General features: G+C 57.5%; 13 protein-coding genes. 2 read left to right on the top strand and 11 right to left on the bottom strand.

Annotated elements, in window-relative coordinates:
* Positions 1-176 precede the first annotated feature (176 nt).
* Together SCD_RS03850 and SCD_RS03845 are read left to right on the top strand one after the other, a co-directional pair.
* Positions 177-863 (top strand): Lcl domain-containing protein, encoded by a 687-nt coding sequence (locus SCD_RS03850; RefSeq protein ID WP_009206437.1) that lies wholly within the window; start codon positions 177-179, stop codon positions 861-863.
* A gap of 159 nt (positions 864-1,022) precedes the next feature.
* A complete protein-coding gene (locus SCD_RS03845; protein WP_009206438.1) occupies positions 1,023-1,841 on the top strand; it encodes a hypothetical protein in 819 nt (272 codons plus the stop codon).
* 123 nt (positions 1,842-1,964) lie between these two features.
* Here SCD_RS03845 and hypE read toward each other — a convergent pair whose 3' ends face one another.
* From hypE to hybB, 11 genes are all read right to left on the bottom strand, one after another.
* Positions 1,965-3,014 carry a hydrogenase expression/formation protein HypE gene (gene hypE, locus SCD_RS03840; protein ID WP_009206439.1) on the bottom strand — a complete coding sequence of 350 codons (1,050 nt, stop codon included), beginning with the start codon at positions 3,012-3,014 and terminating at the stop codon, positions 1,965-1,967.
* Positions 3,015-3,048: 34 nt separating this feature from the next.
* Positions 3,049-4,158: a hydrogenase formation protein HypD gene (gene hypD / locus SCD_RS03835; protein ID WP_009206440.1), complete on the bottom strand. Its 1,110-nt coding sequence runs from the start codon at positions 4,156-4,158 to the stop codon at positions 3,049-3,051.
* Complete coding sequence (locus SCD_RS03830) at positions 4,155-4,412, bottom strand: HypC/HybG/HupF family hydrogenase formation chaperone (protein ID WP_009206441.1); 258 nt, start codon at positions 4,410-4,412, stop codon at positions 4,155-4,157. Before SCD_RS03830 ends, hypD begins: the two co-directional genes overlap by 4 nt.
* Positions 4,413-4,452: 40 nt before the next feature.
* Positions 4,453-6,888: a carbamoyltransferase HypF gene (locus SCD_RS03825; protein ID WP_009206442.1), complete on the bottom strand. Its 2,436-nt coding sequence runs from the start codon at positions 6,886-6,888 to the stop codon at positions 4,453-4,455.
* A 3-nt stretch (positions 6,889-6,891) separates the two neighbouring features.
* Positions 6,892-7,761 (bottom strand): hydrogenase nickel incorporation protein HypB, encoded by an 870-nt coding sequence (gene hypB / locus SCD_RS03820; RefSeq protein ID WP_009206443.1) that lies wholly within the window; start codon positions 7,759-7,761, stop codon positions 6,892-6,894.
* A gap of 12 nt (positions 7,762-7,773) precedes the next feature.
* The gene (gene hypA / locus SCD_RS03815) at positions 7,774-8,115 is read right to left on the bottom strand and encodes a hydrogenase maturation nickel metallochaperone HypA (RefSeq protein ID WP_009206444.1); all 342 of its coding nucleotides are present in this window, start codon (positions 8,113-8,115) and stop codon (positions 7,774-7,776) included.
* The gene (locus SCD_RS03810) at positions 8,108-9,232 is read right to left on the bottom strand and encodes a hypothetical protein (RefSeq protein ID WP_009206445.1); all 1,125 of its coding nucleotides are present in this window, start codon (positions 9,230-9,232) and stop codon (positions 8,108-8,110) included. Before SCD_RS03810 ends, hypA begins: the two co-directional genes overlap by 8 nt.
* A gap of 61 nt (positions 9,233-9,293) precedes the next feature.
* Positions 9,294-9,524, bottom strand: a complete 231-nt coding sequence (locus SCD_RS03805) for a HypC/HybG/HupF family hydrogenase formation chaperone (RefSeq protein WP_009206446.1) — start codon at positions 9,522-9,524, stop codon at positions 9,294-9,296.
* Positions 9,524-10,015: a HyaD/HybD family hydrogenase maturation endopeptidase gene (locus tag SCD_RS03800; protein WP_009206447.1), complete on the bottom strand. Its 492-nt coding sequence runs from the start codon at positions 10,013-10,015 to the stop codon at positions 9,524-9,526. The genes SCD_RS03805 and SCD_RS03800 overlap by 1 nt, the downstream gene beginning before the upstream one ends.
* Before the next feature lie 111 nt (positions 10,016-10,126).
* Positions 10,127-11,830 carry a nickel-dependent hydrogenase large subunit gene (locus SCD_RS03795; RefSeq protein WP_009206448.1) on the bottom strand — a complete coding sequence of 568 codons (1,704 nt, stop codon included), beginning with the start codon at positions 11,828-11,830 and terminating at the stop codon, positions 10,127-10,129.
* A gap of 9 nt (positions 11,831-11,839) precedes the next feature.
* Positions 11,840-12,994: a Ni/Fe-hydrogenase cytochrome b subunit gene (gene hybB, locus SCD_RS03790; RefSeq protein ID WP_009206449.1), complete on the bottom strand. Its 1,155-nt coding sequence runs from the start codon at positions 12,992-12,994 to the stop codon at positions 11,840-11,842.
* Positions 12,995-12,999 lie beyond the last annotated feature (5 nt).

Genomic DNA, 12,999 nt, shown 5'->3' with positions numbered 1-12,999 from the left:
ATTTTCATATGACATTGTTTTTATGCGTATGAAATACAATGGCATGGTAATTGCTTTAAGCTCACCCAATGACTTCACTCTTAAATTTGTGTGGTCAATATGGGCTAGCCGGTGAATCTTAAGCAGGCATGTTCAGCATCAAAATCAACTAACCTATTTCCAAATTGGAGAAACAATTGAAAATCACGCAAAGCCTGCTTCTTGTTGCTGCCATCAGTGTTGGCCTATTCACTGCAACTGGCGCTAACGCTACACTGATCTCGGCCCTAGGTGGCCAAGTTGTCAACGACACCGATCTTAATGTCACCTGGTTAGCCAACATAAACTTGGCCGCGACCAATACCTTTGGCGTAAGCGGAATCGCTGACGGAATCCAGTACCCATTGCAAGCCGGCATCATGAACTTGAACACCGCACAGAACTGGATCGGCGCCATGAACGCCGCCAACTATCTGGGCTACCATAACTGGCGTTTGCCCACTAGCGATGCTGCTTGTTATGGCTATAACTGCGCCGGCAGCGAAATGGGCCATCTGTTTTACAATGGATTGGGTGGCGTAGCGCATCAAGACCTGACCACGACGCACAATGACAATTACAACCTGTTCCAGAACTTTCCGTCAGCCTATGGCAGCTACTGGTCCAGTACGGTGTACGCGCCGGCACCAAGTACTGAGCTTGGTTTCACTTTCACCGGCAATTATTACGTCGGCTTCCAAGACAATTTCTATAATGGCGCCAGTATGTACGCCTTGGCGGTTCGAGACGGACAAGTCGCTACCGTCCCGGTTCCTGCGGCAGCGTGGCTTCTCGGCTCGGGGTTGCTAAGCTTGGTAGGTGTGGCGCTACGCAAAGCCGCTTAAAGAGTCCCACCCTTACAATAACAGCGACCTTAGGGTCGCTGTGCATATGTCTGTAAATTGAAGCTGCATAGTGATTAACTGGAGCTACCACGTTCGAGAACGTGTGGCAGCAATTGCGTTTGCAAATATCTAAATACAACTCAATCCGGAAAAATAAAAATGAAAAAATTCACTGTTCTTTCTTATGCCTTTACTCTTAATCTTCTTATCTCAGGTGTTTCTGGAGCTGCATCACTCTCTCTTGATCAGCAGTCGGTACTGAACGATTTGGCAACCACGAATCTCAGTACAGCAACATTTCCGTGGAATGGACAGCCAAATGCGTCCTCTACGAATTGGGAAATTAAGCGTTGGGATATCTCACCAGGCAACTTGATCCCTGTAAAACTGAATGGTTCGACCAAAGCCGCTGAGGCTATTCAAACGATTGAGAGAGTGCTTGGCATGCAGCTATTTGATACCCAATCAATCGCATTAACGCCGGATGCTCAAATCAATCGTGGGGTGATAGTAAGTTTGGGTACATCGTACGTAATCTACACACCAGATGACAGGCGAAATGTGGCCAATGTTTCCGCTGGACCAAACATGCCTAACTATCCATGGAACTTCTATCAGGCGAATGGAACAATTTCTACCAAGCTATATGTGAATTTGGGTACATCAATGATTGCCGGTGACCAACTCGATAGCGATATTGTAATTCACGAGTTTTTTCATGCTATGGGATTTGGATCGCATTTTGATGGATTTGGAAACTGGTTAACGGACAATGATCCACTAGGTTTCGGTGGTGACGCCATGAGTTCGCATGCATTTGACGTAATGAAAACGCTCTATTCCAATCCAATTGGAACGACCGCGAGTAATCTAAATATCTATGCAAATACTGCGCCTGTGCCAGTTCCGACTGCTGCTTGGTTGCTAGGGTCTGGCCTTCTGAGCTTAGTCGGTGTGGCGCGGCGTAAAGCAGCTTAAAAAGCCTTTTGTTCACGATAACGGCGGCCTTGGGTCGCTGTTTTAATTTCTAGGTTCAGTTCTTGAATATCTGCTTTTGCAAAGCTCGAGCGTCTCTTCAGGGTCGAACGGAGACCCCCGCTTTCAGCAAATCCTAGGCAATTGCTCCCCCGTCAGCCAATCCACAATGCGCCGCCCGCCGAAGGCAGTTTCCATCTGCACGAAGTGGTGATCGTCCTCAATCACCTCGCCGATCAACGCTGCATCCTGGCCCAGCGGGTGGGTGCGCATCGCCTCTAACAACGCATCTGCATCCTCTTGCCGGCAAATAACCACCAGCTTGCCTTCATTGGCGGAATAAAGTGGGTCCAGACCCAGAAATTCACAGGCTGCCCTGACCTCGGTGCGGATAGGCAAATTGGTCTCACGCAGCATCATGCCGACCCCCGACTGGCGCGCGATTTCATTCAGCGTGGTGGCGAGCCCGCCGCGAGTGGGGTCGCGTAGCACGTGGATGCCGGGCACCGCTGCAACCATAGCCGCCACTAGCCCATGCAGGGCGGCGGTGTCCGACTGGATTGAAGTGCCGAAGCTCAAATTCTCCCTCACAGAAAGAATCGCCACGCCGTGGTCACCCACGGTACCGCTGACAATGATCGCATCTCCCGGGCGGGCAAGGTCGCCGGAAATATTGACCCCATGCGGCACGATTCCCACCCCGGTGGTCGTGATGAATACGCCATCGCCCTTGTTGCGCTCCACCACCTTGGTATCGCCGGTCACGATAGGCACGCCCGCTTGCCTGGATGCATTTGCCATGGATTCGACGATACGCGCGAGATCGGCGAGCGGGAAGCCTTCCTCCAGGATGAAACTGGCGGAAAGATAAAGCGGCACGGCGCCTGCCATGGCCACGTCGTTGATGGTGCCGTGCACCGACAGGCAGCCGATGTCGCCGCCGGGGAAGAACAGCGGTGAGACCACATGACTGTCGGTGGCCATCACCATACGCCCCGCCGGAATCTGAAAACTCGCCTGGTCATTCATCTGGCGCAGGTATTCATTGTCGAAAGCAGTCAGAAACAGCTCCTCGATCAACTGCGCCATGGCACGGCCGCCGCTGCCGTGGGTCATATCGACCTGGCCGTTTTTCAGATCAAGCGGGCGGATGTAACCAGTTCTGGGTTTGGTCATGTTTAATTCCTGTTTTTTTACCGCAGAGAAGGGGTTAACGACTTTCTTTATACCGCCCATACGTGTAATACGCCGCACACGCCCCTTCCGACGACACCATGCACGAGCCAATCGGATTGTCCGGCGTGCACACCGTACCGAACACCTTGCAGTCGAGCGGTTTCTTCACGCCGCGGATGATGGCACTGCATTCGCATGCAGGGTGATCGGCGACAGACTGATAAGGTAATTCGAAACGTTTTTCCGCATCGTACGCCACATATTTTTCCCGAATTTGCAGGCCGCTGTCGGGCACCCATCCGAGGCCGCGCCACTCGAAGGTCTTGCGCAGTTCGAACACCTCCGCCACCATGGCCTGCGCCTTGAGGTTGCCATCGCGCGTCACTGCGCGGGAAAACTCATTTTCCACCTCGGCGCGGCCTTCATTGAGCTGCCGCACCAGCATCAGGATTGCCTGCATCACGTCGAGCGGCTCGAAGCCGGCAATCACCACCGGCATGTGGTACTGCTCCGCAAACAGCTCGTAGGGCCGACTGCCGATCACGGTGGAAACGTGCGCCGGACCGACCACGCCATCCACCCTGGCTTCTCCGCTCCCCATGATGGCGGAGATGGCAGCGGGGGTCAGCACGTGGTTGGAAAACACCGAGAAGTTGGCCAGGTCCATTGTCGCCGCCTGCAGGATCGCCACTGCCGTGGGTGGAGTGGTGGTTTCGAAACCGATGGCGAAAAACACCACCTGTTTGTCCGGATTTTCCTGTGCGATTTTCAGCGCATCTGCGCTGGAGTAGATCATGCGAACATCCGCCCCGCCCGCCTTGGCCTTGAGCAGGCTGACCCGGTTCGAACCGGGTACGCGCAACATGTCACCATAAGTACACAGAATAACGTTGGGTCTATACGCCAGTTCGATGGCGCTATCCACCCTGCCGATCGGCAGCACGCACACCGGGCAACCGGGGCCATGGATCATGTTGATATTGTCGGGCAACAGACCCTGAACGCCGTAACGGAAAATGGCGTGGGTGTGGCCCCCACAAAACTCCATCAGACCATAAGCCCGGTCAGACCGCGCCTCACGGCGGATGTCAGCAGCCAGTTTCTGGGCAAGCTGGCCGTCGCGGAACTCGTCGATGTATTTCATTCTGATGAGGCGGAAGGGGTAAGGAATTCAGGGGCAATCCCCTCGCCTATTTCCGCGAACAGAGCCAGCGTCTTGGCCGCCTCATCCGGATCGAGTCGGTTTAACGCATAGCCGACATGCACGATAACGTAATCCCCCACACTGACGCCATCGACAAGAGCGAGGGAAATTTGCTTGCGCACACCACCCAGTTCCACCATGGCGGTATCGTTTTCCTGAAGCTCAGCCACTCGCGCCGGGATTGCCAGGCACATAATAAACCCCTTCCAGCCTAGATATTTTTTGGTCCCTGTTTCAACAGGGAAACTCTTGCATTGCAACCCATGCCTGACCAAGGCTCAAACCCCCGTCGTTGGGAGGCACATCCTGTGCATGGTAAAGCGTTAACGGACTCAAGTTCAATAGCCGGGATAATTCGACTCGCAAGACGGCATTCAGGAAACACCCTCCGCCCAGCACCACCTCATTTAATTCCGTTCTTCCCCTTGCCGCCATCACCCATTCCGCCAAGCCATGCGCCAGCGTAGAGTGAAACAATGCGGCCCCGAACCCGGCATCATCGGTATCTGCCAAACGTTCGAGCAGCGGCAGGAAATTCAGCACACTGCCTTGCATGATATATCCCGCATTCATCGGCGCAACCGGGCCATGAGCCTGCGCCAGCCCTTCAAGCAGCATTGCCGCCTGGCCTTCGAATGCGGAGATTTCACGCACGCCGAGCAACCCGGCGGCGGCATCAAACAAGCGACCGCAACTGGAAGTAGTCGGGCAATTTAAGTTCTTCTCCAGCATCTCACGTACCGCCGTGGCAGCTGAATGCAAAAACCGGCGTTCGATTTCCTCATCCCTGCCCAGCGCATTCAGGGCGCTCGCTGCCATGCGCCAGGGTTCGCGCGCAGCGCGGTCACCGCCGGGCAGCGCCAGTTCCTTCAGATGGCCCAGACGTTCAAAACGCGCCCCGTCCACTCGCAGCAACTCGCCGCCCCAGGCAGTGCCATCTGTACCCAGGCCCACCCCATCCAGCGTCAGCCCTAATATCGGACCGGCCAGCCCATGCTCCGCCATGACCGAAGCGATATGCGCATGATGGTGCTGTACGCCGAACACAGGTAGACCGTGCTGCCGCGCAAAGCCCACCGCGAAGGAGGTGCTGAAAAAATCCGGGTGCAAATCATGGACGACGACCTCCGGCTCGATTTCCAGCACGCCCATCAAATGCTGAACCGTGTCCGCCAGCGACCGGCAGGTAGCGGCGTTGTCCAGATCGCCAATGTGCTGAGAAACGAACGCTTCATCGCCGCGAGTCAGGCAGATGGTGTTCTTGAACCAACCACCGCAGGCCAGCACCGAACGCCCCGCCCTCGGCAACTTGATGGCGCGTGGGGTGTAGCCGCGAGCACGACGAATGAAACCAACCCGCGCCAGCGCCGTTTGCCCCCTCTCCCCTTGCGGGAGAGGGTTAGGGAGAGGGGTTGCGGCGCGTTCACCCTCTCCCCAACCCTCCCCCATCAAGGGGGAGGGAGCTTTTTTGTGCACCCTCACCACAGAATCGTCGCACCCCACCACAATCTCGCGGTCATGCATCACGAATGCATCGGCAATGGCGGAGAGCCGCCGTAGCGCCTCGGCATTGTCGGTCACCAGCGGTTCGCCGCCGGGGTTGGCCGAAGTGCAGACCAGCGCCAGAGCATGAGGTGCCGCCAGCCATGCAGTACCGGTCGGTCGGCCGGCCGCCTCGTGAAACAGCAAATAATGCAGCGGCGCATAGGGCAGCAACACGCCCAGTTCCGCCATGCCGGGCGCCACACCCGGCATGGCGGCGTCGCATCCCGGCAGTTTTTGCAACAACACGATGGGCCGTTCGCGCGCTTCCAGCAATTGCCGCTCGCTTTCACCGCAAATGACCCATGGCGCAATCGAAGCGATGCCAGCCAGCATTACCGCGAACGGTTTTCCCTCGCGCTGCTTGCGTTGGCGCAGGCGTGCCACGGTTTCGGCATTGCGCGCATCGCACATCAGGTGGAAACCGCCGATACCCTTGATCGCCAGGATCTGCCCTGCGCGCAGGCGCCTCACCGTTTCGGCAATCGGGTCGTCACTTTCGATCAGCTGCCCGTCTTTTTCCAGTAAGGTCAGGCGCGGCCCACATACCGCACAGGCATTAGGCTGGGCGTGAAAGCGACGGTCCAGCGGATCGTCATATTCGCGCCGGCAGGCCGGACACAGGGCGAACTTCGCCATGCTGGTGTTGGGACGGTCGTAGGGAAGATGGCGAGTGATGGTGTAACGCGGACCGCAGTGAGTGCAATTGGTAAAGGGGTAACGGTAGCGCCGGTTTGCGGGATCAAAAATTTCAGAGAGGCAGGCCGGACAGATGGCGGCATCGGGCGTGATGCCAGTATGGGCGTGGCCGGAGCGGCTTTCCAGAATGGCGAAACCGAGTCGCGGCAAAACCTCGACCGATACCGCACTCACCTCATCCACTTGCGCCAGGTCGGGTGCATCATTTTTCAGCCGGCTCAGCAATGTCTCCAGTGCCGCCCCATCACCCTGCGCCTCGATTTCCACGCCGTCGGCGTCGTTCAGCACCCACCCGCTCAGTTCCAACTCCAGGGCCAGACGGTAGACGAAAGGACGAAACCCCACTCCCTGCACCTGACCACGAACACGGATACGCACTGCACAGGGCGAAAAATCTCGGCTATCGAGAAGGGGTTCCTTGCTCCCCACACCTCACCCCCTACCCTCACTCCACACTTTTTTCAGCTCAGCCTCCAGTGTGGCAACCCTGCGCTTCAAAGTATCCACCTCATTGGCTTTCTGTTCAGCCGCCTGCTCCATGCCCGCCGCTATCCATTCCCGCCATTCATCCATCCCCTCGCCGCTGACCGCCGAGGTGAGAATGACACGGATATAGGGGTTGACCCGACGCGCGTACTCGATACACAGCGGCACGTTGAAACTCAGGTAGGGCAGCAAGTCCACTTTATTAAGCAGCATCACCTCGGCTGCAGCAAACATGTCCGGGTATTTCAGTGGCTTGTCCTCGCCCTCCGTCACTGACAGGATCGCTACCTTGTGCGCCTCGCCCAGATCGAAGGCTGCCGGGCAAACCAGATTGCCGACGTTTTCGATCAACAGCAGACTGTCGTCGGCCAGTGCAAGTTTCTCCATTGCATGACCCACCATGTGGGCATCGAGATGACACCCCTTGCCGGTATTGATCTGAACCGCGGACACGCCGGTGGCGCGAATACGGTCGGCGTCGAGGCTGGTCTGCTGATCACCCTCGATCACCGCAATCCGGGCCTTATCCTTGAACCGTTCGATAGTACGGGTGAGCAGCGAGGTCTTGCCGGAGCCAGGACTCGACACCAGGTTGAGAGCGAAGATGCCGTGTTCGGCGAAACGACTACGGTTGGCTGACGCGTACTGATTATTTTTGGCAAGAATATCCTGCTCGACTTGAACCATGCGGCTGGTGTGCGCATGAGGGCGGCCTTGCAACAGACTGCCATGTTCATGGACATGAACGTAAGCATGGGCATGCTCTTCGCCATCGATTTTCGTTTCGCCTTGACCGCAGCCGCAAGTTGTACACATTTGAATTCTCCTTTATTCCACTTCGAGTTCCTTGACCTTCATCTCCAGCCCACCGGTCGGTTCAACGGGATAACAGCCACACAGAGGGCAAGGCTCATAGCGTAGCTGGATATGAACAGTTTGGCCACAAGTGAGACAACGCCCCTGTCCTTCGGTTGCGATAACCTCCAACTGGGCACCCTCCGCCAGCGTGCCCTTGACCACTGCATCGAAGCAAAACCGCATCGCCTCGACATCCGCCCCGGACAATTCGCCGATCTCCAGCCACACCGTCTTCACTCGGGTAAAGGCGTTGGACCGGGCACTGTCTTCGATCACCTGCAGCACCCCCTGGGCGAGGGACATTTCATGCATGCTCCACCTCAATCGTATAGGCGACACAGGGGTCCAGCGCCTGCACCAGCAGTTCGGCGCCGCGCCGCGCCTCATCGGCGCTGGTCGCGGGTTTTCCCGTCAACGCTTTGACGCAGGCGCCAGCCGGATGAAAATTCCATTCGGTGGGCGCAACGATGCGGTAATCCACCACGTCGCCCTGCCCGTCCAGTTCTGCACGATGCAACAGCAGGCCACGCGCGGTCTGCACCCAAGCCAGTCCGATACCCTGCCCCAGCGCAGCCCCCTGCACCCAGTGCGGCTTTGTCGCCGGCTCGCGCAGCCAGTCGAGCAACTCCACTATCTCGAACAGACGCGCCAGGAAACGGACCAGAATCGACACTCCCTCCTGCCGCAGGAGTTGCACCAGCACGGGATGCGTTTGTAGCCGCGCCGGGGATCCGGTTTCCATCACCCGCCCCTGCCAATGGGGACGCTGAGCAAAATTCTCATCGCTCTCCAAGCCGGGCAGCACCTCGTTCAGTATCCGTTCGCGGCTGGCGGCTGGCATCAAGACAGCCCCACCGTCACCCCAGCGGCCCGCACCGTTCCATAGTTCCAGCAGGTTGCTCGCAGTTTCGGTATCGGCCCGGTGCAGCCATTCCGATAACTGCTCAAGGTCGGTTAATTTTCGCCAGTCGGCGACAGGCATAGCGAGGATGGCTTGGCTCAGCGCCGTTTCAGCTTGCACCGCAAACGTTTGCCAGGTCGCCTCGTCCTGGCCTGCCGCAGCCTGCGCCAGGCTCTTGCGCAATGAGGCCAGCAGGGCAGCATTACCCTGGCCACCCATGGCTTTTGGCAAATCCAGCAGGAATCGCCACAGCAACTCCTGCAGCGCCTCGGCCAGCACCAGCCGTTCCCACTTCGCGGCATGGGCCGGCTCGCCCCCCTGAGCGAACGCCAATGCCACGGCAGCAGCCGCGCCCTGCGCCTTGCCGCAAATACTGAACAGCATGGGGATCACGACCGCCGCCTGCCCGGCCGGCTTGCCCCGCACCAGTTCGGTCGCCCTCACCAGCGGACGTGGCTGTAGTTCTGCCCGGCAGATGCGCCGTCCATCCCAGTGCAATTTGATGTGGATTTTAGCTTCGAGATTCACAAGGTCTGACAAAAAAGTTGGCCATGCCGGCCAACTCAATCATAACCGAAAAGACCCGACATTAAGCCTGTGGCAAACCCACCACCCGACCCAAAATTTGCAGCGCTTCCTGCGCGACCTGATGCTCGACGCGATCGTAGGCGAAGCCGCCGGCCTGCACCAGCACATAGTCACCGAGGGCAACCTCGTCGTTCATCAACATCAGGCTGATGCTGCGCAATTCTCCGAAGGCCTCGACCGTGGCCATTTCACCGACCAGTTCGACGATGCGTGAGGGGATCGCCATGCACATCAGGCCACCTCCTCCTCGACACGTTCAGCTGCCATGCCGTGTTGCCGCAACTCTTCAACCAGCTGCGCCACCACTTTCGGCAACAGCGCCTCGATCTGCGGTGTCAACGCCATACCGGTGGCCAGAGAGTTAGGTTCCACCCCGATCACGGTCACGCCACCCGGCTGCTCTCCGGTCAGAACGAGCGTGGCCAGCACGTCGGACAAGCCGATCTGGTGCGGCGACAGCTTGGTTTTGAAGAACACCGGCACCGCGTCGCCAGCGATTCTCACCATGGTGCCCGGTGGCTTGCCGCTGCGCACCGCGTCGACGATGATCAGATGATCGACACAGGCGATGTCGTCGAGCATCTCCATCGCCGAGGTGCCGCCGTCGATCACTTCCACTCCCTGCGGCAGGCGGTATTCGCGCTTGAGCGACTCGACCGCACGCACCCCGATACCTTCGTCGGAAAGCAGGATGTTGCCGACACCAAGAATGATTATGCGCATAATATTTCAACCCAGAGTGAGGAGCGAAGAGTGAGGCGTGAGGAGTAAAACCGGGAGTTCGGCGGCTTCTGACTTTCCTCCTCACTCCTAACCCCTTACTCCTCACCGCATTTAAAGCACCTTGACTTTCACCACCTCGCGCTGCTCGTCGTCGAGCACATGCACGGCACAGGCCAGACATGGGTCGAAGGAGTGCACGGTGCGCAGCACTTCGAGCGGGCGCTCCGGATCGGCCACAGGGGTGTTCAGGAGCGACGCTTCATACGGTCCGATAGCATCGTTCTCGTTGCGCGGCGCGGCATTCCAGGTAGTCGGCACGACCGCCTGGTAGTTGGTGATCTTGCCATCCTTGATCACTACCCAGTGCGACAGCACGCCGCGTGGCGCTTCGTGGAAACCGACGCCACTGATTTCGCCTTTCGGAAATACCGGCTTGTTGAAGGTTTTCACGTCGCCCTTGGCGATGTTGTCCACCAGCATCTGCCACTGGCTTCCCAGCACATCGACCTGTAACGCGCACGACACAGCGCGGGCAGCATGTCTGCCGATAGTGGAATGTAGTGCCGCCACCGGCACCTTGGTCTTTGCAATCGTACCGACCAGATCGAGGGTCTGGGTGACGTATTTGACGGCAGGCTCATAATTGGCCGCCACCATCGCCAGAACCCGTGCCAGCGGGCCAACCTGGGCCGGTTTGCTGTAGAAGGTGGGCGACTTGACCCAGGAGTATTTTCCGTTGTCCTGGAAGTCGGTGTATTCAGGTACGGTTTCACCCTTGTAGGGATGCAATGCGCCCTTGCCGCCTTTGTACCAGGCATGCTTGACGCTTTCCTCGACACCATCGCGGAAATACGGATCGCTGAAGCTCTTGATCGCGTGGAACTTGGACAGGTCGCCGCCGGGAATGTAGCCGCCGGGCAGGGCGAATTGCGTGCCCTTGGTGTCGAGCGGGATATCCGGCACCGAAAGATAATCGGTGATACCAGTACCGATCTGGGTCCAGTCTGCATAAAATGCACCGATTGCCGCCACGTCAACCAGATAAACATTCTTGACAAAATCCGCCAGTTCGTCGATCCAGGTTTTGATCGCCAGCAGGCGTTCCACCGTCAGGACAGATTGCGAATCCAGCGCGATCGGGTTAGCCACGCCGCCCACCGCCATGTTCTGGATGTGCGGCGTTTTCGAACCGAGAACGGCAACGATCTTGTTGGCCTTGCGCTGCACATCGAGTGCCTGCAGGTAGTGCGTCACCGCCAGCAGGTTCACCTCGGGCGACAATTTCATCGCCGGGTGCCCCCAGTAGCCGTTGGTAAAAATGCCCAGCTGGCCGGTGCCGACAAAACCGCTGAGCCGCTCCTTGACCTTGGTGAACTCCTGCTGGCTGTTGCCGCTCCAGGTGGACAAGCTCTCGGCCAACAGCGCGGTCTTGGCCGGGTCACCCTTGAGCGCGGAAGTCACGTCCACCCAATCCAGCGCGGAGAGGTGATAAAAGTGCACGATATGGTCATGAATAGCGTGGGCCGTGATGATCAGGTTGCGGATGTACTGGGCGTTGAGCGGCACTTCCAGGTTCAGGGCATTTTCCACCGCACGCACCGAGGCGATAGCATGCACCGTAGTACACACACCGCAGATGCGCTGGGTGATCGCCCAGGCATCGCGCGGATCACGCCCCAGCAGGATCTCCTCGACGCCACGCCACATCTGGCCGGAAGCCCAGGATTTGGTGACTTTTCCGCCGTCCACCTGGCAATCGATTCTGAGGTGGCCCTCAATCCGGGTGATCGGATCAATCGTGATTCTTGTTCCCATGCTCATCTCCTAGATTTTTTCTTCCCTGGGAAGAATCGGCAGGTAGCGCACCAGCACGATGTAACCCAGTATTTCCAGCGCAACCAAGCCTACGCTAACCATGATTTCCGGTACCGCCGGAAAATAGTGCCAGCCCGCCCCGGTTTCATAACCCACCAGGAAGGCATTGATGCGCAGGAAAAACCCGGCAAACAACAGGCAAAATGCAGAAACAAATAACCTGACCGGCTTTACCCTTGATGCGGGCTGCCACAATATGAACAGCGGAGCGATGAACAAGCCCATTTCTACCCAGAACATGACAGCCTCTAGGCTGGGTTCGAAGATATATCCGAGCACACCGCGCACCGCCAGATCAGTCAGTCGCACCACCAGATAAACCACCAGCATGCCGGTCATCAGGCGTGACAGCTTGGTCAGAAGATGCAATTCCAATGGCCGTTTGAAGCCACTCGACGACAGACAGGATTCAAAGATCACGATGGCAAAGCCGATCATCACCGCAGTCAACAGATACAACAGCGGCAGCATGACGGTCTGCCACAGCGGATGAATCTGGTTGCCGAACACGACAATCAGCGAGCCCAGCGATGATTGGTGCATGGAAGGCAGCAACACGCCCAGGGCAATAATAAAAAACAGCACTTTGTTGAGTTTTTTATGGATATCCTTGAGGCCGAATTTTTCCAGGAATGCCGGTGAAAATTCAATCATCATTACGACAATGTAAGCCGTAATACACACCGCCACTTCAAACATCACCGAGTTAACCTGGGCATAACCCGGCCAGAAAATATGCCAGGTGTTCCAGTAGCGACCCAGATCAAAAATCACCGAGGCACCGGCCAGGGTATAGCCGAACATCGAAGCCAGCAGAGCCGGCCGCACCATCGGGTGATATTCGCCCTTGTTGAAGATATAGACCAAAATTGCCATGGCATATCCGCCACAGGCAAAAGCCGAGCCGACCACGACATCGTAGGCGATCCAGATACCGAAAGGATAACCGTCGCTGACGTTGGTCACTGCGCCTATGCCCAGGACGAAACGGATGCCCAGAATGATGAAAGCGACAGCCACCAGAATGGCCAGCGTGATTGTCACCGGAGTAACCAGCGGACCGCCAAGCGGGGCGGGAGCAGGATGGTTGTGAGTTGCCGACATTGAAG

The sequence above is a fragment of the Sulfuricella denitrificans skB26 genome, from assembly GCF_000297055.2.
GTDB classification, from domain to species: domain Bacteria; phylum Pseudomonadota; class Gammaproteobacteria; order Burkholderiales; family Sulfuricellaceae; genus Sulfuricella; species Sulfuricella denitrificans.
This window is presented reverse-complemented; position numbering and strand designations above follow the sequence as displayed.